General features: G+C 69.0%; 23 protein-coding genes. 10 read left to right on the top strand and 13 right to left on the bottom strand.

Annotation, left to right across the window (positions count from 1 at the left end):
• The first annotated feature begins 125 nt into the window (after window positions 1–125).
• Window positions 126–740 (top strand): glycerol-3-phosphate 1-O-acyltransferase PlsY, encoded by a 615-nt coding sequence (gene plsY / locus AB4850_RS29390; protein WP_414442923.1) that lies wholly within the window; start codon window positions 126–128, stop codon window positions 738–740.
• Window positions 741–809: 69 nt separating this feature from the next.
• Here the strand turns inward: plsY and AB4850_RS29385 are convergent, their stop codons facing one another.
• Window positions 810–1,295 (bottom strand): YajQ family cyclic di-GMP-binding protein, encoded by a 486-nt coding sequence (locus AB4850_RS29385; RefSeq protein WP_414442922.1) that lies wholly within the window; start codon window positions 1,293–1,295, stop codon window positions 810–812.
• A 194-nt stretch (window positions 1,296–1,489) separates the two neighbouring features.
• On the opposite strand from AB4850_RS29385, the gene murB reads away from it, so the two are divergent.
• Window positions 1,490–2,551, top strand: a complete 1,062-nt coding sequence (gene murB / locus AB4850_RS29380) for a UDP-N-acetylmuramate dehydrogenase (RefSeq protein ID WP_414442921.1) — start codon at window positions 1,490–1,492, stop codon at window positions 2,549–2,551.
• Window positions 2,552–2,645: 94 nt separating this feature from the next.
• Here the strand turns inward: murB and argF are convergent, their stop codons facing one another.
• Entirely contained in the window at window positions 2,646–3,575 is a 930-nt protein-coding gene (gene argF / locus AB4850_RS29375) for an ornithine carbamoyltransferase (RefSeq protein WP_414442920.1), read from the bottom strand.
• Between the two features lie 413 nt (window positions 3,576–3,988).
• Between argF and AB4850_RS29370 the strand changes: the two genes are divergently transcribed.
• Window positions 3,989–4,312, top strand: coding sequence for a DUF3579 domain-containing protein (locus AB4850_RS29370; RefSeq protein ID WP_414445650.1), 324 nt, complete (start codon window positions 3,989–3,991; stop codon window positions 4,310–4,312).
• A gap of 236 nt (window positions 4,313–4,548) precedes the next feature.
• Here AB4850_RS29370 and rpsT read toward each other — a convergent pair whose 3' ends face one another.
• Window positions 4,549–4,824, bottom strand: a complete 276-nt coding sequence (gene rpsT, locus AB4850_RS29365) for a 30S ribosomal protein S20 (RefSeq protein WP_414442919.1) — start codon at window positions 4,822–4,824, stop codon at window positions 4,549–4,551.
• Window positions 4,825–5,119: 295 nt separating this feature from the next.
• Here rpsT and murJ point away from each other — a divergent pair, with 295 nt between their 5' ends.
• The gene (gene murJ, locus AB4850_RS29360) at window positions 5,120–6,670 is read left to right on the top strand and encodes a murein biosynthesis integral membrane protein MurJ (protein WP_414442918.1); all 1,551 of its coding nucleotides are present in this window, start codon (window positions 5,120–5,122) and stop codon (window positions 6,668–6,670) included.
• 8 nt (window positions 6,671–6,678) lie between these two features.
• The gene (locus AB4850_RS29355) at window positions 6,679–7,521 is read left to right on the top strand and encodes a SirB1 family protein (RefSeq protein ID WP_414442917.1); all 843 of its coding nucleotides are present in this window, start codon (window positions 6,679–6,681) and stop codon (window positions 7,519–7,521) included.
• Window positions 7,522–7,670: 149 nt separating this feature from the next.
• Here AB4850_RS29355 and AB4850_RS29350 read toward each other — a convergent pair whose 3' ends face one another.
• From AB4850_RS29350 to lpxK, 5 genes are all read right to left on the bottom strand, one after another.
• Window positions 7,671–8,429, bottom strand: coding sequence for a 3-hydroxyacyl-CoA dehydrogenase (locus AB4850_RS29350; protein WP_414442916.1), 759 nt, complete (start codon window positions 8,427–8,429; stop codon window positions 7,671–7,673).
• A 149-nt stretch (window positions 8,430–8,578) separates the two neighbouring features.
• A complete protein-coding gene (gene adk, locus AB4850_RS29345) occupies window positions 8,579–9,241 on the bottom strand; it encodes an adenylate kinase (protein ID WP_414442915.1) in 663 nt (220 codons plus the stop codon).
• 209 nt (window positions 9,242–9,450) lie between these two features.
• On the bottom strand, window positions 9,451–10,242 hold the full coding sequence (kdsB, locus tag AB4850_RS29340; protein WP_414442914.1) for a 3-deoxy-manno-octulosonate cytidylyltransferase: 792 nt from the start codon (window positions 10,240–10,242) through the stop codon (window positions 9,451–9,453).
• A gap of 159 nt (window positions 10,243–10,401) precedes the next feature.
• Complete coding sequence (locus AB4850_RS29335) at window positions 10,402–10,602, bottom strand: Trm112 family protein (protein ID WP_414442913.1); 201 nt, start codon at window positions 10,600–10,602, stop codon at window positions 10,402–10,404.
• Window positions 10,583–11,611, bottom strand: coding sequence for a tetraacyldisaccharide 4'-kinase (gene lpxK, locus AB4850_RS29330; protein ID WP_414442912.1), 1,029 nt, complete (start codon window positions 11,609–11,611; stop codon window positions 10,583–10,585). Before lpxK ends, AB4850_RS29335 begins: the two co-directional genes overlap by 20 nt.
• A gap of 488 nt (window positions 11,612–12,099) precedes the next feature.
• Between lpxK and xseA the strand changes: the two genes are divergently transcribed.
• Together xseA and sodB are read left to right on the top strand one after the other, a co-directional pair.
• On the top strand, window positions 12,100–13,491 hold the full coding sequence (gene xseA / locus AB4850_RS29325; RefSeq protein ID WP_414442911.1) for an exodeoxyribonuclease VII large subunit: 1,392 nt from the start codon (window positions 12,100–12,102) through the stop codon (window positions 13,489–13,491).
• A 266-nt stretch (window positions 13,492–13,757) separates the two neighbouring features.
• Complete coding sequence (sodB, locus tag AB4850_RS29320; RefSeq protein WP_414442910.1) at window positions 13,758–14,336, top strand: superoxide dismutase [Fe]; 579 nt, start codon at window positions 13,758–13,760, stop codon at window positions 14,334–14,336.
• 122 nt (window positions 14,337–14,458) lie between these two features.
• Here the strand turns inward: sodB and surE are convergent, their stop codons facing one another.
• On the bottom strand, window positions 14,459–15,247 hold the full coding sequence (gene surE / locus AB4850_RS29315; protein ID WP_414442909.1) for a 5'/3'-nucleotidase SurE: 789 nt from the start codon (window positions 15,245–15,247) through the stop codon (window positions 14,459–14,461).
• Window positions 15,248–15,387: 140 nt separating this feature from the next.
• Window positions 15,388–16,095 (bottom strand): Crp/Fnr family transcriptional regulator, encoded by a 708-nt coding sequence (locus AB4850_RS29310; protein ID WP_414442908.1) that lies wholly within the window; start codon window positions 16,093–16,095, stop codon window positions 15,388–15,390.
• Between the two features lie 74 nt (window positions 16,096–16,169).
• On the opposite strand from AB4850_RS29310, the gene AB4850_RS29305 reads away from it, so the two are divergent.
• Both AB4850_RS29305 and AB4850_RS29300 read left to right on the top strand, forming a co-directional pair.
• Window positions 16,170–16,697 (top strand): DUF962 domain-containing protein, encoded by a 528-nt coding sequence (locus tag AB4850_RS29305; RefSeq protein ID WP_414442907.1) that lies wholly within the window; start codon window positions 16,170–16,172, stop codon window positions 16,695–16,697.
• 7 nt (window positions 16,698–16,704) lie between these two features.
• Window positions 16,705–17,751, top strand: coding sequence for a 2-dehydropantoate 2-reductase (locus AB4850_RS29300; RefSeq protein ID WP_414445649.1), 1,047 nt, complete (start codon window positions 16,705–16,707; stop codon window positions 17,749–17,751).
• 24 nt (window positions 17,752–17,775) lie between these two features.
• Here AB4850_RS29300 and AB4850_RS29295 read toward each other — a convergent pair whose 3' ends face one another.
• The 3 genes from AB4850_RS29295 to AB4850_RS29285 all read right to left on the bottom strand — a co-directional run bounded on the left by AB4850_RS29295 (window position 17,776) and on the right by AB4850_RS29285 (window position 22,221).
• Complete coding sequence (locus AB4850_RS29295) at window positions 17,776–19,023, bottom strand: EAL domain-containing protein (protein ID WP_414445648.1); 1,248 nt, start codon at window positions 19,021–19,023, stop codon at window positions 17,776–17,778.
• Between the two features lie 319 nt (window positions 19,024–19,342).
• Complete coding sequence (mdtD, locus tag AB4850_RS29290; RefSeq protein WP_414442906.1) at window positions 19,343–20,776, bottom strand: multidrug transporter subunit MdtD; 1,434 nt, start codon at window positions 20,774–20,776, stop codon at window positions 19,343–19,345.
• A gap of 212 nt (window positions 20,777–20,988) precedes the next feature.
• Entirely contained in the window at window positions 20,989–22,221 is a 1,233-nt protein-coding gene (locus AB4850_RS29285) for a citrate/2-methylcitrate synthase (protein ID WP_414442905.1), read from the bottom strand.
• Window positions 22,222–22,352: 131 nt separating this feature from the next.
• Here AB4850_RS29285 and AB4850_RS29280 point away from each other — a divergent pair, with 131 nt between their 5' ends.
• Window positions 22,353–23,771, top strand: a complete 1,419-nt coding sequence (locus AB4850_RS29280) for a CoA transferase (RefSeq protein ID WP_414442904.1) — start codon at window positions 22,353–22,355, stop codon at window positions 23,769–23,771.
• Window position 23,772: the final 1 nt, after the last annotated feature.

Genomic DNA, 23,772 nt, shown 5'->3' with positions numbered 1-23,772 from the left:
CGGCCGGCGCGCTTCGGTAGAATGAGCGCCGCCGCGCAGCCGCAACCGGTGCGCGGCATGGCCGCGGCGCAACATCGAGGCGCGCCGCGCCGTCCTTTCATCATTCGTGGAAACACACCATCGTCATGCAGATTCTGATCGCTACCGTCGCTGCCTACCTGATCGGCTCGGTGTCGTTCGCCGTCGTCGTCAGCGCATTGATGGGCCTCGCCGATCCGCGCTCCTACGGCTCGAAGAACCCCGGCGCGACCAACGTGCTGCGCAGCGGCAACCGCAAGGCCGCGGTCCTCACGCTGCTCGGCGACGCCTTCAAGGGCTGGCTCGCGGTGTGGCTGGTGCGTCATTTCGGCATCGGCGGCGAGATCGGCGTGGCGCTGGCCGCGATCGCCGTGTTCCTCGGCCACCTGTACCCGATCTTCTTCCGCTTCCAGGGCGGCAAGGGCGTGGCCACGGCGGCCGGCGTGCTGCTGGCCATCTCGCCCGCGCTCGGCATCGCCACATTGCTGAGCTGGCTCGTGATCGCGTTCTGCTTTCGCTATTCGTCGCTCGCCGCGCTGGTGGCGGCCGTGTTCGCGCCGATCTTCGACGTCTACCTGTTCGGCACGCAAGGCAACCCGGTGGCCTGGGCGGTGCTGGCGATGAGCGTGCTGCTGATCTGGCGGCATCGCGCCAATATCTCGAAGCTGCTGAACGGGCAGGAAAGCCGGATCGGCGCCAAGAAGAAGCCGGCAGCCGAATGAAAAACGGCGCGCGGCGACGGGGTTGACCCGTGCCGCGCGCCGCCATGTGCTGCCGGGGCAGCGCTGCGATCAGTCGCGGAAGTTGTTGAAATCGAGCGGCGTGTCGGCAATTTCCTTGCGCAGCAGCGCGATCACGCTTTGCAGATCGTCGCGCTTGGTGCCCGTCACGCGCACCGAATCGCCCTGGATGCTGGCCTGCACCTTGATCTTGCTGTCCTTCACGGTGCGCACCACGCGCTTGGCCAGGTCGCCCGACACGCCCTTCTTGATCGTGACCACCTGCTTGAGCTTGTCGCCGCCGATCTTCTCGACCTTGCCGTAATCGAGGAAGCGCACGTCCACGTTGCGCTTGGCCATCTTGTTGATCAGCACGTCCTTGACCTGGCCGAGCTTGAAATCGTCGTCGGCAAACAGCGTCAGTTCGTTTTCCTTGTGGTCGACGCGCGCGTCGGACCCTTTGAAGTCGAAGCGCGTCGAAATTTCCTTGTTCGACTGCTCGACTGCATTCTTCACTTCGATCATGTTCGCTTCGGAAACGACGTCGAACGATGGCATGCTGTTCTCCCTGTAAAACATCCGGGCCGCGCGATGGGTGCGCGGCCACTCGCTATAATTGCAGACCGGCTGCCATTTTACCGATGCCCCCGCGTTTTGCCCAAGGCCGCACGCCGCCTTCTTTCAGGCCGGCCGCGCCCGCCAACCCGCCTGCACCGCGCTCGTGCCGCACCCGTACCGCCCATTCTCAGCCGATGTCCGATTCCGCCCTCCCGATTTCCTCCCCACCCGCGCCCGAGTTGACGCCCGACTATTCGCTGCGCGCACACAACAGCTTCGGCTTCGACGTGCGCGCCCGTCTCGCGGCGACGATCGACACGCCGGCCGGTTTCGCCGCCGCCCTACGCGACCCGCGTGCGGCGGGGCTGCCCGTGCTGGTGCTGGGCGGCGGCAGTAACGTGGTGTTCACCGGCGATGTCGAGGCGTTGGTGCTGATCAACCGCGTGCGTGGCCGCGCGCGGGTGCGCGAGGACGACGAGGCCTGGTACGTCGAGGCGGGTGGCGGCGAGAACTGGCACGAATTCGTGGCCTGGACGCTCGACGCCGGCATGCCGGGGCTCGAGAACCTGGCGCTGATTCCGGGCACGGTCGGCGCGGCGCCGATCCAGAACATCGGCGCCTACGGCATCGAGATGCGCGAGCGATTCGCGTCGCTGAAGGCGGTGGAGCTGGCCACGGGCGAGATCGTCGAATTCGACGCGGCGGCCTGTGCGTTCGGCTATCGCGACAGCGTGTTCAAGCAGGCGGCGCGCGAGCGTTTCGCGATCGTGTCGGTGTGCTTCCGCCTGCCGAAGCAATGGCAGCCGCGCATGAACTATGCCGACGTCGAGCGCGAGTTCGCCGCGCGGGGCATCGAGGCCGCGGCCGCCACGCCGCGCGACGTGTTCGAGGCGGTGGCGGCGATCCGGCGCGCCAAGCTGCCCGATCCGGCCGTGCTCGGCAATGCCGGCAGCTTTTTCAAGAACCCCGTGATCGACGCGGCGCAGTGCGCAGCGTTGCGCGAACGCGAGCCGGAGCTGGTGGCCTATGCGCAGCCCGACGGGCGCGTGAAGCTCGCGGCCGGCTGGCTGATCGACCGCTGCGGCTGGAAGGGGCGCGCGCTGGGCGCGGCGGCCGTGCACGACCGTCAGGCGCTGGTGCTGGTCAATCGCGGTGGCGCGTCGGGTGCCGACGTGCTGGCGCTGGCGCGGGCGATCCAGGCCGACGTGCGCGCGCGCTTCGGCGTCGAACTCGAAGCCGAGCCGGTTGCGATCTGAGCGCCGCTCGGCTGATGTCGCCGCGCAACCATGAAAAAACCCCGCCGAAGCGGGGTTTTTCATATCAAGCCAGCGGGGTACTGATGCCGCCGGCTCAGTGATTGAGCTTGCCGAGCAGCAGGAATTCCATCAGCGCCTTCTGCACGTGCAGACGGTTTTCGGCTTCATCCCAGACCACGCTCTGCGGGCCGTCGATCACGCCGGCCGTTACTTCCTCGCCGCGGTGCGCGGGCAGGCAGTGCATGAACAGCGCGTCGGGGTTGGCGAACGCCATCATCTCCTCGTCGACGCACCAGTCGGCGAATGCCTGCTTGCGCACTTCGTTCTCGGCTTCGAAGCCCATGCTGGTCCACACGTCGGTGGTGACCAGGTCGGCGCCTCGGCAGGCTTCGTTCGGATCCTCGTACACCTCGTAGGCCGACGCGCTTTCGGCATCGACGAGCTTCATGTCGAGCGCGTAGCCCGGCGGCGTGGACAGGCGCAGCTTGAAGCCGAGGATTTGCGCGGCCTGGATCCAGGTGTACAGCATGTTGTTCGCGTCGCCGACCCAGGCGACCGTCTTGCCGCGGATCGGGCCGCGCTGCTCGACGTACGTGAAGATGTCGGCGAGCACTTGGCACGGGTGGAAATCGTTGGTCAGACCGTTGATCACCGGCACGCGCGAATTCGCGGCGAAGCGCTGGATGATCTCCTGCTCGAATGTGCGGATCATGATGATGTCGACCATGCGCGAGATCACCTGCGCCGAATCCTCCACCGGTTCGCCGCGGCCGAGCTGGGTGTCGCGCGTGCTCATGAACACCGCGTGACCGCCGAGCTGGAAGATGCCGGCTTCGAACGACAGGCGCGTGCGCGTCGAGTTCTTCTCGAAGATCATCGCCAGCGTGCGGTCGTGCAGCGGGTGGTAGGTTTCGTAGTTCTTGAATTTGCGCTTCAGGATACCCGTGCGTTCGAGCACGTACTCGTAGTCTTCCAGCGAGAAATCCTTGAACTGCAGGTAGTGACGAATGGTTTTGGCGGTCATGAAACGAAACGCGGCGGGAGGCAGCCGGCGCGGCGCGCCGTACGGCGCCCGCCGTCGGAGGTGATAACCCGATCGAGCATAAAGGATTTTCCGGGCTTTGACGAGTTGCGCCGGAGGCCGCTGCCGGCCGTCGCTGCGGGCCGTCGGGTTGCGGCCGAGGCGCGCGCAGGGGGCTTTGTGGCGCCGCAGCATGCGGCGGTGCGGTATAATTTCGCGGTTTTCCGAAGCCCGGCGGCTCTCGTTGCCGGGTGAGGGCGGCACCCGTGCGCAAGCGTGCGGATGCGTGTCCCGGCATGCTCGCGATGGTCGTCGGGCAGCGCCGGCAACATCGCATCGCGCAGCCGGCAAGCGAAGCCAGGCCCTGCTTCCGCCGCGGCAGCATCGTGCCGTCGGCCCCTCATCTGGGACCCTTCATGGCAGAAACTCCCCCGATCGAATTTTTCATTCAAGGCATCACGACAGAAGGGAAGACGTTTCGTCCGAGCGATTGGTCGGAGCGGCTGGCCGGCGTGATGGCCCAATTCGGACCGGGCGCGAGCGGGCGCAATGCCTACATGAAGTATTCGCTGTATGTGCGTCCCACCATCGTCGGCAACGTCAAGTGCGTGATCATCGATTCGCGCTTGCGCGAGCTCGAGCCGATGGCCTTCGATTTCGTCATGAATTTCGCGCGCGACAACGATCTGGTCGTGACCGAGGCCTGCGAGCTGACACTCCACAAGCACGACAAGGCCTGATCACCAGGCTGCCTGCCGTTCAATCGATGTGCCGGGCATTCCCGCCCCGGCTTCGCATCGAGATTCCGGTTTCCCTATCGAGATAGCCCGCTGGACGCATCGCGATGCGCCGCGGCCGGCGCGTGTTCGTCGCAATCGAAAAAGCACCGCCGAAGGAACGACGAAAAGCCCGCCAAGGCGGGCTTTTCGTGATCGGCAGGAAACAGGGCCGCCCGCGCGAGGCGGGCGTGCCGGAGTTACTGCGCGGCGGCCTGCAGGCCCTTGACCGCTGCCGACAGGCGGCTCTTATGGCGAGCAGCCTTGTTCTTGTGAACGATCTTCTTGTCGGCGATCGTGTCGATCGTCTTGGTGGCGGCCTTGTACAGATCGGCAGCCTTGGCTTGATCGCCGGCGTCGATCGCCTTGCGAACGGCCTTGATGGCGGTGCGGAATTTCGAGCGCAGTGCCGAGTTGTGCGAGTTTGCCTTCGCTGCCTGACGGGCGCGCTTGCGTGCTTGTGCGGAGTTAGCCATTGACGGTTCCTTATCCTGTCCTGTTCCCAGAGCTTGGAGCCTGACGGCCAAGCGCTGCTTTTCGATCCGACCCTCGAGAGCGATTGCCCGGGGCCCAAAAAACGTAGGTTTCACCGAGGCCGGCAACGTGCTCGATGATTACGCAGCGCGAATGCAGACTCAGAAACGGCGGATTATAGCAACAAAATCAAGGCAATGACAAGCTCGACGCGCATCTGCGCTGCGGCGGCCCCGTGGCGCGTTTTTCGGCGGCGATCGGCGGTTCGCCGCGGGCGTTCCGTATAATCGGTGCCCCATGAATCTATTCCGCGCCCTGCTGACGGTCAGCGGCTTCACGTTGTTGTCGCGCGTGACCGGTCTGGCCCGTGAGACGCTGATCGCGAGAGCGTTCGGCGCCAGTCAATATACCGACGCATTCTACGTCGCGTTCCGCATTCCGAACCTGCTGCGCCGGCTGTCGGCCGAGGGGGCCTTCTCGCAGGCGTTCGTGCCGATCCTCGCCGAATTCAAGAACCAGCAGGGGCACGACGCCACCAAGGCGCTGGTCGATGCGATGTCGACGGTGCTGGCCTGGGCGCTGGCGGCGCTGTCGGTGGTGGGCGTGGCGGGCGCGTCGTGGGTGGTGTACGCGGTGGCGTCCGGCCTGCGCACCGACGGTCAGGCCTTTCCGCTCGCCGTCGCGATGACGCGGATCATGTTTCCGTACATCATCTTCATCTCGCTGACGACGCTCGCCTCGGGCGTGCTCAACACCTACAAGAACTTCTCGCTGCCGGCGTTCGCGCCGGTGCTGCTGAACGTGTCGTTCATCGGCGCGGCCGCGTTCGTCGCGCCCTATATGAAGATGCCGGTGTATGCGCTGGCGTGGGCGGTGATCGTCGGCGGCGTGCTGCAGTTCATCGTGCAGTGGCCCGGCCTCAAGCGCATCGACATGATGCCGCGCATCGGCCTGAACCCGATGCGCGCGCTGGCTCACCCGGGCGTCAAGCGCGTGCTGGTGAAAATGGTGCCGGCCACCTTCGCCGTGTCGGTCGCGCAGCTTTCGCTGATCATCAATACCAATATCGCGTCGCGGCTCGGGCAGGGCGCCGTGTCGTGGATCAACTATGCCGACCGGCTGATGGAATTTCCCACCGCGCTGCTCGGCGTGGCGCTCGGCACGATCCTGCTGCCGAGCCTGTCGAAGGCGCATATCGACGCCGACGCCACCGAATATTCGGCGCTGCTCGACTGGGGCCTGCGCGTGACGTTCCTGCTCGCCGCGCCGAGCGCGCTCGGCCTGCTGGTGTTCGCCGAGCCGCTCACGGCCACGCTGTTCAACTACGGCAAGTTCGACGCGCACACGGTGGAGATGGTGTCGCGCGCGCTGGCCGCCTACGGCATCGGCCTGGTCGGCATCATCCTGATCAAGATCCTGGCGCCGGGCTTCTACGCGAAGCAGGACATCAAGACGCCGGTCAAGATCGCGATCGGCGTGCTGATCGTCACGCAGTTGTCGAACTATGTGTTCGTGCCGATCCTCGGCCATGCGGGTCTGACGCTGAGCATCGGGGTGGGCGCCACGCTCAATTCCCTGCTGCTGTTCCTGGGCCTGCGTCGGCGCGGCATCTACACGCCGTCGCCGGGCTGGCCGCGTTTCTTCCTGCAGTTGCTGGGCGCCTCGCTGGTGCTGGCCGGCGTCATGCATTGGTTCTCGATCAGCTTCGACTGGACCGGCCTGCGCGCCGAACCGCTCGCGCGCGTCGCGCTGACGGCCGCGTGCCTGGTTCTGTTCGCCGCTCTATATTTCGGTATGTTGTGGTTGATGGGCTTCAAATACGCGTATTTCCGCCGCCGAGCCAAATGACGAAAGCCATGACCCGCGTCCTCGATTTTTTCAGCACCCTCGTTGCCGAAGACGACAGCCTGCCGCTCACCGAGGCGGCGCTGTCGCTTGCGCAGGACGCCTACCCCGACCTCGACATGCAGGCGGTGCAGGCCGAGCTCGACATGCTGGCCGTGCGCTTTCGCCGCCGCGTGCGCGCCGATCTCGGCGAGCGCGGCAAGGTCGACGCGCTGAACGATTTCTTTTTCCGCGAGCTGGGTTTCGCCTGCAATCACAACGATTACTACGATCCCGACAATAGTTACCTGAACATGGTGCTCAAGCGCCGGCGCGGCATTCCGATCTCGCTGGCGGTGCTGTATCTGGAACTGGCCGGGCAGCTCGGGCTGGCGGTGCGTGGCGTGTCGTTCCCGGGGCATTTCCTGTTGCGCGCGACGCTGGCCGACGGCGACGCGATGATCGACCCGACCACCGGGCGCTCGTTGTCCGAAACCGATCTGATCGAGATGCTCGAACCCTATGTCGCGCATCCCGAGGCCACCATGGCGAGCACGCTGCGCGCGCTGCTGCAGCCGGCCACGAGCCGCGAAGTGCTGGCGCGCATGCTCAACAACCTGAAGGCGATCTATCTGCAGACCGAGCGCTGGCAACGGCTGCTGGCGGTGCAGCAGCGGCTCGTGGTGCTGCTGCCGGGGCAGCCCGACGAGCTGCGCGACCGCGGCTTCGCCTATGCCCGGCTCGATTACCTGCGCCCGGCGCTTGAGGATCTCGAAGCGTATCTCGACGAACGCCCGGAAGCGGTCGATGCGACCGTGGTCGAGGCGCAGTTGACCGAGCTGCGGCAGCGCATGCGGCGCGGCGACGAGGACTGACGCGCGAAATCGCGCGCTTTCGGCCTGCTCCGGTGAACGAACGAGGCCCGCACCTGCCGTTACCGGCGCGTGCGGGCCTCGTTGTTTTGCGATGGGTGTGGCGGGCTCGTCGTTTGCTCGACAAGCCGGTTGGTTCGCTTTTCCGTCGCTTACTTCGGCTGCATGCGGATCGCGCCGTCGAGGCGGATCACCTCGCCGTTGAGCATCGGGTTCTCGAAGATCTGGCGCACCAGCATCGCGTATTCGTCTGCTTTGCCGAGGCGCGGCGGGAACGGCACCATCGCGCCGAGCGCATCCTGCACCTCCTGCGGCATGCCGAGCAGCATCGGCGTCTCGAAGATGCCGGGCGCGATCGTCATCACGCGGATCGCATTGCGCGACAGGTCGCGCGCGAGCGGCAGCGTCATGCCGGCCACGCCGGCCTTCGAGGCGGCATAGGCGGCCTGGCCGATCTGGCCGTCGAACGCGGCCACCGAGGCGGTATTGACGATCACGCCGCGCTCGCCATAGCCGTTCGGCGCATTGGCGGCCATCGCGGCCGCGGCCAGGCGCACCATGTTGAAGGTGCCGATCAGGTTGATCGACACCACTTTCGCAAACAGGTCGAGCGCGTGCGGGCCGTCCTTGCCGACCGTCTTCGCGGCCGGCGCGATGCCGGCGCAGTTCACCAGCCCGCGCAGCGTGCCCAGTTGCGTGGCGGCCTCGACGGCGGCCTGCGCGTGATCCTCGCGCGTGACGTCGCAGGCGACGAACACGCCGCCCAGCTCGCGCGCGAGCGCCTCGCCCGCCTCGCGGTTCAGGTCGGCGAGCACGGGCTTGCCGCCCGCGGCGGCCAGCATGCGCGCGGTGCCGGCGCCAAGGCCCGAGGCGCCGCCGGTGATCAGAAAGACGTTGTCGCGTAGTTCCATCGTTGCTCCTGTTGCGTGGGTCGTGTGGATGCCGACCGATTGTACGGAAGCGGGCCTGACGGTGGCGTGAAGCGAACGCCCGTGCGCTTTCATGCGCGCAGGCGAAAAAACCGCCCGGGCGGGGCGGTTTCGCGTGGCGCGCCAGGCGCTTACTTCAAGGCGTCGAACGCGCGCTGACGGATTTCGTCGACGCTGCCGAGGCCCGAGATCTTGCGGTAGGCCGGCGCCTTCAGGCCGTTTTCCTCGCCGCGTTGCGCCCAGTCGCCGTAGTAGCTGATCAGCGGCTTGGTTTGCGATTCGTACACGTCGAGGCGCTTCTTGACGACGTCTTCCTTGTCGTCGTCGCGCTGGATCAGCGCTTCGCCGGTGGCGTCGTCCTTGCCCTCTTCCTTCGGCGGGTTGAACGTGACGTGATAGATGCGGCCCGATGCCGGGTGCGTGCGGCGGCCGCTGATGCGCTCGATGATTTCCGAGAACGGCACGTCGATTTCGAGCACGTAGTCGATCGCGACGCCGGCGTCCTTCATGGCGTCGGCTTGCGCCAGCGTGCGCGGGAAGCCGTCGAACAGGTAACCGTTCGCGCAATCCGCTTCCTTCAGGCGTTCCTTGACGAGGCCGATGATCAGCGAATCCGGCACCAGCTTGCCTTCGTCCATGTAGCCCTTGGCCTCGACGCCGAGCGGCGTGCCGGCCTTGACGGCGGCGCGCAGCATGTCGCCCGTCGAGATTTGCGGGATGCCGAACTTTTCCTTGATGAAGGTAGCCTGAGTGCCCTTGCCGGCGCCGGGCGCGCCCAACAGGATCAAACGCATGGTGATATCTCCAGGTTTCGTGAATATGTGGCGCGAGGGGAATGGCATCGGCGCGCGGCCCGGAGGTCGGCTGCAACAGACAGGCTCCGGCCGGACTGACGGCGGCGCCGGCAGCGGGGCCGGCGCGGCTGCCGGCGGGAGAGCTGGCGAGCGCGACTCATCGTGGGCGGCGCCTGACGGCTCGCACAGTCGTCCGATTATGCCACGGCTTATTTTGCCGTCGACCGAAAAAGGGCCTGCACGCGGGCCAGGTCGGCCGGCGTATCGACGCCCGGCGCGGGCGCCGAGGCCGTCACGCGCACCGCGATGCGCTCGCCGTGCCACATCGCGCGCAGCTGTTCGAGCTGCTCGGCCTGCTCGATCGGCGCCTGCGCGAGCGACGGATAGGTGCGCAGGAAACGCGCGCGGTAGGCATACAGCCCGATGTGCCGATACACCGGAAAGGCCGGCTCCGGCATGGTTTCGACGGCCGGCCAGTGCGGCTGGTAGGCGTCGCGCGACCACGGAATCGGCGCGCGCGAGAAATACAGTGCCACGCTTTTCGCGTCGAGCGCCACTTTCACCACGTTCGGGTTGAACACTTCGGCCGGATCGTGAATCGGATGGGCGGCGGTTGCGATCGCGCAATCGGGGTGCGATGAAAGGTGCGACGCTACGTCGCGGATTAGCGCCGGGTCGATCAGCGGCTCGTCGCCCTGCACGTTCACGACGATCGTGTCGTCCGGCAGGGCGAGCAGCGTGGCGACTTCGGCGAGCCGATCGGTGCCCGACGGATGGTCGGCGCGCGTCATCAACGCCTCGAAGCCTTCGGCCTGGGCGGCGTCGAGCACGCTTTGCGCGTCGGAGGCCACCAGCACGCGGGCCGCGCCCGCTTCGCGCGCGCGTTCGGCGACGCGCACCACCATCGGCTTGCCGCCGAGGTCGGCGAGCGGCTTGTTCGGCAGGCGCGTCGAGGCCAGGCGGGCCGGGACGACGGCGATGAAGGGCGGCGGGTTGGTCATCGGAGTTCGGGCGGTGAGCAGGAGACGGAACCAGGAGGCGGAACTACCGGCGCGCTTCGCGGCGCGCACGGCAACGGCATTCGGGCGGCTGAAACGGCGCGCCCGCCACGAGGGCGGGCGCGAGCGGCGCGGCGGGCGCCAAGGCTGCCCGCCCGCGCGTCAGTTCGCGGGGCCGGCAGGGTCGACGGGCGTGCCTTCGACGGTCTGTCGCGCTTCGTCGACCAGCATCACGGGGATGCCGTCGCGAATCGGATACGCGAGCTTGTCGGCGTGACAGATCAGTTCCTGCGCGGCGCGGTCATGCTGGAGTGGGCCTTTGCAGATAGGGCACACGATGATTTCAAGCAGGCGAGCGTCCACGGAGTTTCTCCACAACGAGAGCGATAAGGCGGGGGTCGAGCGCGGCTTCGACAGGGACAACCCACAGTCGGGCATCGCGCCAGGAAGCGCCCAATTTTACTGCATCCTTCTCGGTGATCAGGATCACATCGGCATCGTCGTGCGCGAACGGGTTCTCGGCGAAGGCGTAATGGTCCGGCAGCGCACGCGTGGCGGGCGCGAGGCCGGCCGCGCGCAGCGTCGCGAAGAAGCGCTCGGGCGCGCCGATCCCGGCCGCGGCCAGCACGCGCTCGCCCGCGAATTGCGCGAGCGGGCGCCGCCGCGATGGCGCGTCGAGATGCCAGGCGTCGCCCGGCGCGAGTTGCAGCGCGAACGTGTTCGGCCAGGGCGGAAGTGCCCGGCTGTACGGATCGTTGACGAGCGTGGCGTCGCGATGGCGCGACAGCGGCTCGCGCAGCGGGCCGGCCGGCAACAGGAAGCCGTTGCCGCCGAGCCGGTGGTCGAACACCACGAGTTCGACGGTGCGCGCCATCCGGTAATGCTGGAGGCCGTCGTCGCTGATCACCACGTCCACTTCGGGATGCGCGGCGCGCAGCGCGCGGATCGCGGCAATGCGGTCGGGACACACGCACACCGGCGCCTGGGTGCGGCGTGCGATCAGGAGCGGTTCGTCGCCGGCGCGCGAGGCAGGCGAATCGGGCGTGACCTCGGTCGGCTCGCGGATTTCGGCGCCGTAGCCGCGCGACACCACGCCGGGATGGAAGCCGTTGGCGCGCAACGCGTCGACCAGTGCGATCACGGTCGGCGTCTTGCCGGTGCCGCCCACCGTGACGTTGCCGACCACCACCACCGGCACGCCCGGATCGACACGCGCTTTCCAGCCGGCTGCGAACGCCGCGCGGCGGCCGGCGGCGATCGCGCCGAACACGGCGGCGAACGGCGTCAGCGCCCATGCGAGCGGCCCGCGCCGCTGCCATTCGCGCGTGAGCGTCGCCTCGATGCGCGCCACCCAGCCAGCGGGGCGGCTCATCGAAGGGCGCCGGCGGCGGGCCGGATCGGACGGAGGGCGAACGGATCGGTCAAGGGCAAATCTCCGGAAGCGGCGGCGGAATTGTCGGGACGGGGCGAGGCGCTGACGGCTGCTCGGCCGGCCTCGGCAATGACCTCTCGAAAGGCGGCACTCTAGCGCGGCGGCGGCGCGTGCGGCAAGTCGCACACACCGGGCGCTTGCCCGCGCAGCCTGTGGATAACTCTGTGAAGAACTGCCCCGACGATCTTCGCAAACGCCCGTATGACGGCCCTCTGGTCGGTGGCAAGTCACAATATGTCACACATTAATTGTTTTAAATCAATGGCTTGGGTGTTTTTGGTGCTGTTTTTAAGGGGTGTATGACGGCTCGGTGAATGCCGTCGCGCGGGTGTGGACACTTCTTGCCGGCCCGCCGCCGGCTGCCGGTGGCGCTTGCCGGCGCGGCGCGGCGGGGCTATCGTGTGCCCGCTCTCATTTCTTCCGACGCGATGCCTTCCGATTCCTTCCTGTCCGGCCCCGGCGGCGCCTCATCCGGCGATGGCGTGATCCCCGTTTCCGCACTCAATCGCGCGATCGGCTCGATGCTCGAGCGCGCGTTCCCGCTCAGTTGGGTGTCGGGCGAGGTGTCGAATTTCACGCGCGCGGCCAGCGGCCACTGGTATTTCTCGATCAAGGACAAGGACGCGCAGATGCGCTGCGTGATGTTCCGCGGCCGCGCCCAGCACGCGCCGTTCACGCCGCGCGAGGGCGATCGCATCGAGGTGCGCGCGCTGGTCACGATGTACGAGCCGCGCGGCGAGGTGCAACTGAGCGTCGAGGCGGTGCGGCGCACCGGCCAGGGGCGGCTGTTCGAGGCGTTCCTGAAGCTCAAGGCGCAGCTCGAAAGCGAAGGGCTGTTCGCGCCCGAGCGCAAGCGGCCGCTGCCCGCGCACCCGCGCGCGATCGGCATCGTCACGTCGCTGCAGGCCGCGGCGTTGCGCGACGTGCTGAGCACGCTGGCGCGCCGCGCGCCGCACGTGCCGGTGATCGTCTACCCGGCGCCGGTGCAGGGCGCGGGCGCCGCCGAGCGGCTCACGGCGATGGTCGAGGCGGCCAACGCGCGCCGCGAGGAGGATCGCACCGACGTGCTGATCGTTTGCCGCGGCGGCGGCTCGATCGAGGATCTCTGGTCGTTCAACGACGAAGCGCTGGCGCGTGCGATTGCCGCCAGCGCGTTGCCGGTGATCAGCGGCGTGGGCCACGAAACCGACTTCACGATCGCCGATTTCGCAGCCGACGTGCGCGCGCCCACGCCCACCGGCGCGGCCGAACTCGTCAGCCCGCAGCGCGCGCTGCTGCTGCGCGAGCTGGCCGAGCGCCACGCGGCGCTTGCGCGCGGCCTGCGGCGCGGGCTCGACGCGCGCGGCCAGCAGTTGGACTGGCTCGCGCGCCGGCTGGTCAGCCCGGCCGAGCGGCTGGCGCGTCAGCGCACCCACTTGCAGCAACTGTCGGTGCGGCTCGCCTCGGCCGGCGCGCGGCCGGTGCGCGACGCACGCGGCCGCTTCGCGCTGGTCATGCTGCGCTGGCAGCGCACCCGGCCCGATCCGGCGGCGGCCCGGCAACTGTTGGCCGGGCACGCGCAGCGGCTCGGCACGGCGCTGCGTTACCGTCACGAGCGCGAGGCGTCGCGCGTGGCCGGCCTGGCGGCGCGGCTCGAGGTGCTGAGCCCGCAGCGTACGCTGGAGCGCGGCTACGCGGCGCTGATCGACACGCAAACCGGCCGGGCGGTGCGCTCGCCGGGCACGCTGAAGCCGCAGCGCCGGCTGGCCGTGCATCTGGCCGAGGGCACTGTCGACGTGACGTTGGCCGACGTCCAGCCGCGCCTCGACGAATCGTTCTGAACCCCGCGCGGCCGGCGCGGTTCGCCGCGCCGCGCAACGGGATCGAATCGTGCTGCATTTCCATCGACGCGTGCGCGTTTCCCGGCGGTTCCCGATGCCGGAAATATGTCGCACGCGTGTCGGCAGGCCGCTATGACAGCGGCTCCGACAGCCGGACGGATGGCGGCGCGCCCGAATACCCGCGAGTTTGCGGGGTTATTCGGTCTCGCCTACAATCGGACGCTCGCAGGACCCTGTCCCCCCACACATACTTCAAAGGAATCGCCATGGCTCATACGCTCCCGCCGCTGCCGTACGCTGAAGACGCGCTCGCTCCGCACATCTCGGTCGAGACGATCCAGTTCCACTACGGCAAGCACCATCAGACCTATGTGACGAACCTGAACAACCTGATCCCGGGCACCGAGTTCGAAAACCTCTCGCTCGAAGAGATCGTGAAGAAGTCGTCGGGCGGTATTTTCAACAACGCCGCGCAAATCTGGAATCACACGTTCTTCTGGAACAGCCTGTCGCCGAAGGGTGGCGGTGCACCGACGGGCGCCCTGGCCGACGCGATCAACGCCAAGTGGGGTTCGTTCGACGCATTCAAGGAAGCGTTCACCAAGACGGCAATCGGCACGTTCGGCTCGGGCTGGGCATGGCTGGTGAAGAAGGCCGACGGCTCGCTCGACCTGGTCTCGACCAGCAACGCCGCCACGCCGCTGACGACCGATGCCAAGGCCCTGCTGACGATCGACGTCTGGGAACACGCCTACTACATTGACTACCGCAACGCCCGTCCGAAGTTCGTCGAAGCGTTCTGGAATATCGTGAACTGGGACTTCGCAGCCAAGAACTTCGCGTAAGTCACGGTTTCGGTTCTGATCGGCAAGCAGCTTCCGGGCTGCCGTCGATGAAAAAAGCCCTCGCATGCGAGGGCTTTTTTTCGTCCCGGCGAAACGGCGCGTGCCGCCCGCCCGTTGGCGGTTCAGCCCGCCAGTTTCAGTTTCGCCGCGAGCCGCTCGCGTGCCGCGTCGTGGGTGCGCTCGAACTTCAGCGGCGTGACGGTGATGTGGCCGGCGCGCAGCGACAGCGTTTCGGAATCGGGCGCGTCGTCGCGGGGGCCGCGCGCGAGCTTGAGCCAGTGATAGCCGTGTTCTCGCGGATCGGTGCGCGAGACGATCTCCACGCCGCCGAGCAGGCCCCGGCCCTGCGTGGTTACCTTCAGGGTGCCCACTTCGCTGGCCGCCACCGGCGGGAAGTTCACGTTCAGGCACGCGTCGGCATCCCAGCCGGCCGCCACCAACTGGCGGATCACGCCGGCCGCATGCTCGCCGGCCGTGTCCCACGGCACCGCGTTGCGGTTCGCGAACGCCTGGCTCAATGCGATGGCCGGCACGCCGATCAGCATGCTCGTCATGGCCGCGCCGACGGTGCCCGAGAACACCGTCTCGGTGCCGAGGTTCGCGCCGCGATTGATGCCGGACAGCACGAGTTCGGGCCGCGCCTCCTGCATCAGGCTGCCGAGCGCCACGGCCACGCTGTCGCCCGGCGTGCCGCGCACGGCGAAGCGCCGTTCGCCGGCGGCAACCACACGCAGCGGCTCGTGCAGGCTCAAGGAATGCGAGGTGCCGCTCTGGTCCGAGACCGGCGCGACGGTCCAGACTTCGCGCGCCAGCGTCCGGGCGACCCGTTCGAGCACGGCGAGGCCGGGCGCGTCGATACCGTCGTCGTTGGTGAGCAGGATGCGGTTGAAGAGCGGCGGGGCTGACGACATCGGGTGGGTCCTCGTGGAGTGAAGTGACGTGAAGCGGGATGGGGAGACGGGCGAGGGCGGCGCAGACCACCGGCCGCCCGCGCCGGGACGCTCATGCTATCAAGATCCGGCGGCGCGGCAGCCCACGATGCGCGCAGGGCTCACAGCGCCCGCCCGATCTCGCCGCTCGCGGCCCGCAATGCGGCGAGATCGAGGATCTCGATCTCGCCCACCTGCAGGCGCACCACGCCGCGCGCGGCCATCTCGCGCAGCAACTGGTTGGTGGTCTGGCGCGTGAGCGAAGCCAGCGACGCGAGCCGCTCCTGCGAGAGCCGGATGCGCGTGTGGCCGGTGCTGATCCCGCCGTAGCCCTCGGCGATCATCAGCAGCCGCGCGGCCAGGCGCTGGGCGGCCGGCATCACGCTGATCGCCTCCACGGTCAGGAACGACAGCCGCAGCTTCTGGGCCATCAGGAGCCCGAAGTGTCGCCAGTAATGCGGCGACTCGGCGAGCAGTTGTTGCAGCGCAGCTTGCGCGAGATGCAAAAGTCGTGTGTTCTCCACGGCAATCGCATCGTGTGTGCAGGGCTGGCCGTCGAACAGGGAGATCTCGCCGAACCAGGTGGTGGGTTCGAGCACGGTCAGCAGAGATTCGCGGCCATCGGGATCGACGGCGCCGATGCTGAGTGCGCCGGCCAGTACCGCGTACAGCCCGCACGGCGGATCGCCGCGCCGGAACAGCGTCTCGCCGGCGGCGAGTTCGCGCACGGTGGCGGTGGCGCGCAGCCTGACGCGCAAGGCGTCGGGCAGGGCGCGGAACCAGGGGTTCGCGTCGAGCAGGGAAAGCAGCGGATCGGGCGGCGCGAGCATGGGGGATGTCGGGTAGCTGACAGCGAAGGCGCGGGGCAATCCGCATCATAGCGCTCGTCAAGGAGGCAGACACGATGAAGACACTGATCGATCAACTCGCAAACTACGCCGCGTATCACCGCGATACGCGCAATATCGTCACCCACTTGTTCGGCATCCCGATGATCGTCGCCGCGGTGGCCGTGCTGCTGTCGCGGCCGGCGGCCGGCGCGCTGGCCGGCGTCGCGTTGAGCCCGGCGCTCGTGGTGGCGGTGGCCGCCGCGCTTTACTACCTGCGGCTCGACCTGCGTTTCGGCACGGCCATGAGCGTGCTGCTCGCGCTGACGCTCTGGCTCGGCCAGGCGCTGGCCGCCGAGCGCACCGGCGTGTGGCTCGCGGCGGGCATTGGGTTGTTCGTGGCGGGGTGGGTGATCCAGTTCGTCGGTCATGCGTTCGAAGGGCGCAAGCCGGCCTTCGTCGACGACGTGATCGGCCTGGCGATCGGGCCGCTGTTCGTGGTGGCGGAGCTCGCGTTCTATGCGGGCCTGCGCCGCGAGGTGCGTGACGCGATCGAGCGGCGTGTCGGCCCGCAGCGTCACGGGCCGCACGGCGCACGCGTCTGACCCGACCATGACCCGGCTCGCGGTGTTCGGCGCGGGCACCGTCGGCTGCTATATCGGCGGCCGGCTTGCGGTCGCGGGCGGCAATGTGCGCTTCGTCGGCCGCGCCGACACCGGGGACATGCTGCGCACCCACGGGCTCACGCTCGACGATTACTTCGGCCGCGAGGCGCAGGTCGCGCCCGAGCGGATCGATTTCCACACCGACGCGCGTGCGCTGGCCGATGCCGACGTGGTGTTCGTGACGGTGAAATGCACGGCGACGCCGGCCGCGGCCGCCGCGCTCGATCCGGTGCTGCGCCCCGGCACGCTCGTGATCAGCTTCCAGAACGGTGTGCGCCAGGCCGATGCGTTGCGCATCGCGCTGCCGGCGCGCACGGTGCTCGCGGCGATGGTGCCGTTCAACGTGGTGGCGCGCGGCAACGGCGTGTTCCATCAGGGCTCGGGCGGCCAGCTCGTGGTGGAGGCGTCGCCGCGGCTCGACGCCATCAACGACGTGTTCGACCGCGCGGTGCTGCCGCTGCGGCATTGCGAGAACATCCTGCCGGTGCAATGGGCCAAGCTGCTGTTCAACCTCAACAACGCGATCAACGCGCTGTCGTGGCTGCCGTTGCGCGAGCAACTGGGCCAGCGCGATTACCGGCGCTGCCTCGCGCTGGCGCAAACCGAGGCGCTGCGCATCCTGCATCGTTCGGGGATTCGGCCGGCGTGGCTCACGCCGTTGCCGCCCGGCTGGCTGCCGGCGGTGCTGGGGTTGCCCGATGCGCTGTTCGCGCGATTCGCGGGGCCGATGCTGTCGATCGATCCGCATGCGCGCTCGTCGATGGCCGACGATCTCGCCGCGGGCCGCCAGACCGAGATCGACTGGCTCAACGGCGAGATCGTGCGGCTGGCGGCGGAATCGGGGATGCGCGCGCCGGTTAATGAACGGCTGCGCGAGCTGGTGCGGCTGGCGAGCAGCGATCGTTCGCACACGCGCTGGCGCGCCGATGCCCTGCTGCATACGTTGCGCGACGCGGCGGATGAACCGCCGCCGCTGCCTGCCGACCAGGCTTGAACGGGCCTGAGCGGGCGCGGCGCGTTACCAGTTGATGTCGACGCAGAGCACCTGCATGCCGCTCGTGCGCACGGCGGCGATGGAGGCGGTCACGCACAGGTGCGCCTCGTTGATCGACAGATAGGGCGGCGTGACGCGCACGCTGCCCGGCGCGCGCATCGCCTCGATGAAGTACGGCCGGCGTTCCCAGCTCGCGCCCTCCGAATGCAGCAGCGGCCGGAAGCGCTTGGCGCGCTGCGAGGCGCGGGTGCGCGGCAGCACGTTGTCGCCGATCTGGCGGCCCGAGGCGTCGAGCAGGAAGCAGCGCGCCGCGTCGGGCAGGGCGAGCAGGTCGGCGGCGGCCGTGCCGATATCCTGCCCGGCCGCGATGCGCGTGCTGGCCTGTTCGAGCGCAGCCACGTACGGCGCGAGCCGCGCATGCTGGGTACGCTCGCGCTCGGCCACGCGCAGCCGCAGCGCGGCCGACAGCGTGTCCATCGAGCCGGCCGCCGCCTGCGGCTGCACCGGCTCGACGCTCGGCCCCGAAAAATACGTGCCTTGTACGAAATCGACGTTGCATTCGAGCGCGATCAACGCCTCGCGCTCGGTCGACAGCCCACCCATCAGCACCAGTTGCCCCGATTCGTGCAGCAGCGAGACCAGCCCCGGCAGCACGCGTTCGAGGTGCGAGTGCTCGCTCGCCTGGGCGAGAATGCCGCGGTCGAGCGCGACGATATCGGGATGCAGATGCCAGACGCGATCGATGTTCGAATGCTTCGCGCCGAAGCCGCCCAGCGCGATCAGGAAGCCGGCCTTGCGCAGGCCGTCGACGATCGCGCCGAAGCGCGGCGTGTCGCCGCCGGCCTGCTCGGGCACTTCGAGCACCACGCGCTGCGGCGGCAGGCCCAGGGTTTTCAGGTTCGCGAGCAGCGCGTCGCCGTAGATGGTGTCCATCAGCGCGGCCGGGTGCAGGCTCAGGAAGAGCCATTCCTCGTGGCTGTCGAACGCGTGGAAGTTGCCCAGATGCAGCGATTCCGCGAGCCGGCCCAGTTCGAGCAGGTCACCGCGCCGCGCCGCCTGCGTGAACACTTCGTGCGACGGCACCTGCGCGCCGTCGGCGCCATGCGCGCGCAGCGAGGCGTGATAGCCGATCGCGCGGCGGTGCGAGACCGAGAACACCGGCTGGAACACGCTGAACACGGTGTAGTCGCCGTACAGCACGGTGCGCCGGTTGCCGTCGTCGCCCGCGACGGGGCGCGGCGGCTGGAAGCCGGGAGGATCGATATCGATCATGGTCGTCATGGTGCGGCGGGGAAGAGGGTGACAGTTTACCTAGCACCGGTGAACGAGCAAGAAACATGCGCGGCGACCGCGCCGCATGCAGCCGTTGTGCAACGCTCGCGCGGGCGGGTGCCGACGGCGTGCATGGTGCGGTTGCACCGAGTTGGTGCTGCGATGCGGGCGCGGTCGTGCATGGCGCGGCGCTGCCGGTCGGCTGCGATGTCGAGCCGGATGTCGCGCCGGGCGAGGCTTTTTCGGCTGCGCTGGCGTGTCGGGTTAGCGGTCGAGTTCCCGGCCGAGTTCCTGCCGAATCCCCGCCGCTTGTCCCGATTTATGCGCGTTCCGACGGATCGGTCTTCTTCGCCGTGCTGCCGCGCACGTCCGGCGAGAGCTGCGCGAAGATCCACGCCGAGCACGCGGTGATGATGCCCACGCACACGAACGTGGCGTGGAAGGCCGGCAGCGTGTGGGTGGGCGTCACGCTGTGCATCACGCCCGTGAACGTGGCGAGCAGCGCGCCGGCCACCGTCACGCCGAGGCTCATCGCCAGCATCTGCACGAGCGAGAACAGGCTGTTGCCGCTGCTCGCGCCGCCGGTGCCGAGATCCTTGAGCGTCAGCGTGTTCATCGCCGTGAACTGCATCGAGTTGAAGCCGCCGAACACGGCCAGTTGCAGCACCTGCAGCCACAACGGCAGGCGGTCGCTGATCAGCGCCATGCTGGCCATCATCAGCCCGACCATGATGGTGTTCAGCAGCAGCACCTTGCGGTAGCCGTGGCGCGTGATGAGCTGGGTGATCAGGCGCTTCGAGAACATTCCGGCTGCCGCCACCGGCAGCATCATCAGGCCGGCCTCGAACGCCGAGTAGCCGAGGCTCACCTGCAGCAGCAGCGGAATCAGGTACGGCATCGCGCCGCTGCCGATCCGCGCGAACAGGTTGCCGAGCAGGCCCACGCTGAACGTGTGGATCTTGAACAGGTCGAGCGGAAACAGCGGGTGCGGCGCGCGCACCGCGTACAGCCCGTAGGCGACGAACGCGGCGAGGCCGAGGATCATCAGCACCAGCACCGCGCCGTGGTCCATGCCGAGATCGGCCAGCCCGTCGAGCGACAGCGATACCGCGATCATGCCGATCGTCAGCAGCAGGTAGCCGCGCAGGTCGAAGCGGCCCACCGCCGGATTGCGCGAATCGGGCATCGAGAAATAGGTGGCCAGGCAACCGGCCACGCCCACCGGCACGTTGATCAGGAAGATCCAGTGCCATGAAGCGATCTTGACGAGCCAGCCGCCGAGCGTCGGGCCGATCAGCGGGCCGATCAGGCCCGGGATCGCGACGAACGACAGCGCCGGCAGGTAGCGCTCGGCCGGGAACGTGCGCAGCACGGCGAGCCGCCCCACCGGCAGCAGCATCGCGCCGCCCACCCCCTGCGCGACGCGGAACCCCACCAGTTGCGGCAGCGTGTGCGCGTTGGCGCACAGCAGCGAGCTGGCCGAGAAGATCAGGATCGCGCTGAAGAACACCCGGCGCGTGCCGAATGTGTCGGCCAGCCAGCCCGAGACGGGGATCATCACCGCCATCGTCAGCGAATAGGCGATCACCACCGATTGCATGCGCAGCGGCGATTCGCCGAGGCTCGCGGCCATCGACGGCAGCGCCGTGTTGACGATGGTGGAGTCGAGCGTCTGCATGAAGAAGCCGGTGGCGACTACCCACAGCATCACGGTCAGGGACGATTCGCTCGGAGCGGCGGGGGGACGGGACATGGGTGGGGTTCGGAGTCGCGGACAGCCGCCATTGTAGGAAAAAGCGCAGTGGTCGCGCAGGAAGATCGTGGCGGGCGGAGGTGCCTGCGCGACTGAAGTACCGAAGTGATGAAGTGATGAAGTGATGGACGCGACCGATGTGGTCAACACGACCGACGCAACGGTTGCAACCGGATGTGCCAAAGCGACCAAAGCGCCTGCCTGCCACCCGCTCACCCGCCCGGCGCGTCGCTGCCCACATAGCGGGCGCGCGGGCGGATCAGCTTGCCGTCGCGCTGCTGCTCCAGCGCGTGCGCGATCCAGCCCGCGGTGCGCCCGGCCGCGAACAGCACGAAACCCGCGCCCTCGGGCAGCGCCAGCACGCGTTCGATCAGCGCGAGCGCGAAATCGACGGTCGGCCGTTCGCCGGTGGCCGCCTCCACGCGCGCGGCCACGGCCAGCCCCTGGCGCAGCGCCGCTTGCGTGCCGGCGTGCTCGCGCAGCATCTCGATCAGCGCGATGCAGCGCGGATCGCCGTCCGGGTAGAGCGGATGGCCGAAGCCGGCGAGCCGGGTGCGGCCGCCGTCGTCGCGCTCGTCGTGGGCGAGCCGGATCGCGAGGTAGCGGTCGAGGTCCGCCGCGCGCGCGGCTTCCTCGAACAGCGCACGCACGCGTACCGTCTCGCCTCCGTGACGCGGCCCCGACAGCGCGGCCAGGCCGCCCGCGATCGCGCCGAACAGATGCGTGCCGGTGGAGGCGATGCAGCGCACCGCGAAGGTCGAAGGGTTCAACTCGTGATCGGCGCACAGCACCATCGCGGCGCGCAGCAGGCCGGCCGCCTTGCCGCCGCGCAGGCCCCAGGCGGCGGCCAGTTGGCGGTGCGCCGGCTGCGCGGAAGGCGTCGTGCCCGCCAGCGCGGCGAGCGTGGCGCGCAGCAGCGCGACGGCCACCTCGATCTGCGCGTGCGGCCCGCTCGCCCAGACGCGCGGCAGGCGCGCGGCGGCGGCCGGCAGCATGACCAGCGCGCGGTCGAGCGGCGGGCAATCGGCCCAGTCGTGCAGCCAGCGCTGCCATTGCGCGGCGTCGATGCCGTCGAGCGCGGGCTCGGCGGCGAGGCGCGCCGGCTCGCATTCCCACAGCAGCGCGGCGGTCTCCTCCAGCGAGGCGCGCCCGGCCAGCTCGACGGCATCGTGGCCGCGATAGCGCGGGCGGCCGTCGGCGATTCGCGTGATGCGCGATTCGAGCACCGGCACGCCGAAATCGAGCGAGCGCTCGGCCACGCCGCCCGCGCGTTTTGCGTCGGCGCGGCGGCGCGCCAGCAGCGTGACCTCGTCGGCATCGTAGTGGCGGCGCTTCGAGCGGCCGTCGGGATAGGACGCGAGCAGCCCGCGGCTGACATAGGCGTAGAGCGTGGGCAGGCTCACGCCGAGCTGGCGGGCGGCGTCGGCGGCGCTGATTCTGGGCATCGGCAGGCTCCGGCGCGCAGTCGCGCGCGCATAACCGAACAAATCTGTATGTATTGATTCGGGCCATCAAGATTGATCGCCCCGGTAGCGCGATTCTAGACTCGTCGCACCCCTTATGAACGGAGCAGACGATGGAGCCACGACAAGCCTTGCAGACCCTCTGGCAACTGGCGGACGGCGATCCGGCCGGGCTGGCGCGCGTCGATTTCGACGCCGGCGCGACAGACCCGGGACTGCCGTCGGTGCATCGCGTCGGCACGCTGGCGCTGGCCACCGTCGCGGCGGCCGGCCTGGCCGCCGCCGAGTGCGATCGCCTGCGCACCGGCCGCGTGCAGCGCGTGGCGCTTTCGCAGGAGGCGGCGCTGGCCGCGTTTCGCAGCGAGCGTTACCTGCGCGTCGATGGCGAGCCCGCGCCCGACCCGCGCGATCCGGCCACCGGCTTCTACCCGACCCGCGACGGCCGTTGGATCCAGTTGCACGCGAACTTTGCGCATCACCGGCAGGGCATCGTCGCCGTGCTCGGCTGCGCCGATACGCCCGAAGCGATCGCCACGGCCATCCTCGGCCGCGATGGCGCCGAACTCGACGCCACGCTGGCCGACGCGGGCCTGTGCGCGGCATTGATTCGCACCCCGGACGAATGGGCCGCGCTCGACGCGGCACGCGCGCTCGCACGCGGGCCGCTGTTCGAGATCGAGCGGATCGGTGACGCGCCGCCGCGCCCGATCGGCCGCGCCCCGCGCGATGGCGCCCCGCCGGCGCGGCCGCTGGCCGGCACCCGCGTGCTCGATCTGACGCGCATCATCGCCGGGCCGGTGGCCGGGCGCACGCTCGCCCAGCATGGCGCCGACGTGCTGCTGGTGAACGGCCCGCATCTGCCGAACATCCCGGCGCTCGTGATCGACAACGGCCGCGGCAAGCGCTCGGCGCACGTCGATCTGCGCAGCAACGAAGGCCAGGCCACGCTCGACGCGCTGGCCGGCGGCGCGGACGTGTTCCTGCAGTCGTATCGGCCCGGCGCGCTGGCCGCGCGCGGGTTCGGCGACGACGCGCTGGCGCATCGGCATTCGGGCATCGTGAGCGTGTCGGTATGCGCTTACGGCTATGACGGCCCGTGGGCGACGCGGCGCGGCTTCGACAGCCTCGTGCAGTCGGCCAGCGGCATCGCCTGGCACGAGCAGCGCGCGGCCGGCGCCGAGGGCCCCGTGCATTTGCCGTGTCAGGCGCTCGATCATGCGACGGGCTACCTCGCCGCGTTCGGCGCGATGATCGCGCTGGCGCGGCGCGCGAGCGAGGGCGGCAGTTGGCGCGTGCGCGTGTCGCTGGCGCAGACGGGCCGCTGGCTGCAATCGTTCGGCCTGGTGGAAGGCGGGCGCGCGGTGCCCGATCGTTCGCTCGACGACGTGCGCGATCACCTCGATACGCCGCTCGCTTCGCCGTTCGGCGCGGTGCAGGGCGTGCGGCCGGCCGAGCGGCTCGACGCCACGCCCGCGCATTTCGCGCGGCCGCCGGTGCCGCCCGGCACCGATGCGCCGGCATGGCTCGATTGAT

It is taken from the genome of Burkholderia sp. 22PA0106 (assembly GCF_047497155.1).
Taxonomy (GTDB): domain Bacteria; phylum Pseudomonadota; class Gammaproteobacteria; order Burkholderiales; family Burkholderiaceae; genus Burkholderia.
This window is presented reverse-complemented; position numbering and strand designations above follow the sequence as displayed.

Excerpts from the sequence above, each read along its gene's own strand:
- AB4850_RS29300 (WP_414445649.1), top strand. The coding sequence starts at position 16,705 with ATGACCCGGCTCGCGGTGTTCGGCGCGGGCACCGTCGGCTGCTATATC.
- adk (WP_414442915.1), bottom strand. The coding sequence starts at position 9,241 with ATGCGTTTGATCCTGTTGGGCGCGCCCGGCGCCGGCAAGGGCACTCAG.
- AB4850_RS29285 (WP_414442905.1), bottom strand. The coding sequence starts at position 22,221 with ATGCCCAGAATCAGCGCCGCCGACGCCGCCCGCCAGCTCGGCGTGAGC.
- AB4850_RS29310 (WP_414442908.1), bottom strand. The coding sequence starts at position 16,095 with ATGCTCGCGCCGCCCGATCCGCTGCTTTCCCTGCTCGACGCGAACCCC.
- kdsB (WP_414442914.1), bottom strand. The coding sequence starts at position 10,242 with ATGACCAACCCGCCGCCCTTCATCGCCGTCGTCCCGGCCCGCCTGGCC.
- rpsT (WP_414442919.1), bottom strand. The coding sequence starts at position 4,824 with ATGGCTAACTCCGCACAAGCACGCAAGCGCGCCCGTCAGGCAGCGAAG.
- murJ (WP_414442918.1), top strand. The coding sequence starts at position 5,120 with ATGAATCTATTCCGCGCCCTGCTGACGGTCAGCGGCTTCACGTTGTTG.
- AB4850_RS29370 (WP_414445650.1), top strand. The coding sequence starts at position 3,989 with ATGGCAGAAACTCCCCCGATCGAATTTTTCATTCAAGGCATCACGACA.
- AB4850_RS29385 (WP_414442922.1), bottom strand. The coding sequence starts at position 1,295 with ATGCCATCGTTCGACGTCGTTTCCGAAGCGAACATGATCGAAGTGAAG.
- sodB (WP_414442910.1), top strand. The coding sequence starts at position 13,758 with ATGGCTCATACGCTCCCGCCGCTGCCGTACGCTGAAGACGCGCTCGCT.
- argF (WP_414442920.1), bottom strand. The coding sequence starts at position 3,575 with ATGACCGCCAAAACCATTCGTCACTACCTGCAGTTCAAGGATTTCTCG.
- AB4850_RS29350 (WP_414442916.1), bottom strand. The coding sequence starts at position 8,429 with ATGGAACTACGCGACAACGTCTTTCTGATCACCGGCGGCGCCTCGGGC.
- AB4850_RS29295 (WP_414445648.1), bottom strand. The coding sequence starts at position 19,023 with ATGATCGATATCGATCCTCCCGGCTTCCAGCCGCCGCGCCCCGTCGCG.
- xseA (WP_414442911.1), top strand. The coding sequence starts at position 12,100 with ATGCCTTCCGATTCCTTCCTGTCCGGCCCCGGCGGCGCCTCATCCGGC.
- AB4850_RS29355 (WP_414442917.1), top strand. The coding sequence starts at position 6,679 with ATGACCCGCGTCCTCGATTTTTTCAGCACCCTCGTTGCCGAAGACGAC.
- plsY (WP_414442923.1), top strand. The coding sequence starts at position 126 with ATGCAGATTCTGATCGCTACCGTCGCTGCCTACCTGATCGGCTCGGTG.
- surE (WP_414442909.1), bottom strand. The coding sequence starts at position 15,247 with ATGTCGTCAGCCCCGCCGCTCTTCAACCGCATCCTGCTCACCAACGAC.
- murB (WP_414442921.1), top strand. The coding sequence starts at position 1,490 with ATGTCCGATTCCGCCCTCCCGATTTCCTCCCCACCCGCGCCCGAGTTG.
- mdtD (WP_414442906.1), bottom strand. The coding sequence starts at position 20,776 with ATGTCCCGTCCCCCCGCCGCTCCGAGCGAATCGTCCCTGACCGTGATG.
- lpxK (WP_414442912.1), bottom strand. The coding sequence starts at position 11,611 with ATGAGCCGCCCCGCTGGCTGGGTGGCGCGCATCGAGGCGACGCTCACG.
- AB4850_RS29280 (WP_414442904.1), top strand. The coding sequence starts at position 22,353 with ATGGAGCCACGACAAGCCTTGCAGACCCTCTGGCAACTGGCGGACGGC.
- AB4850_RS29305 (WP_414442907.1), top strand. The coding sequence starts at position 16,170 with ATGAAGACACTGATCGATCAACTCGCAAACTACGCCGCGTATCACCGC.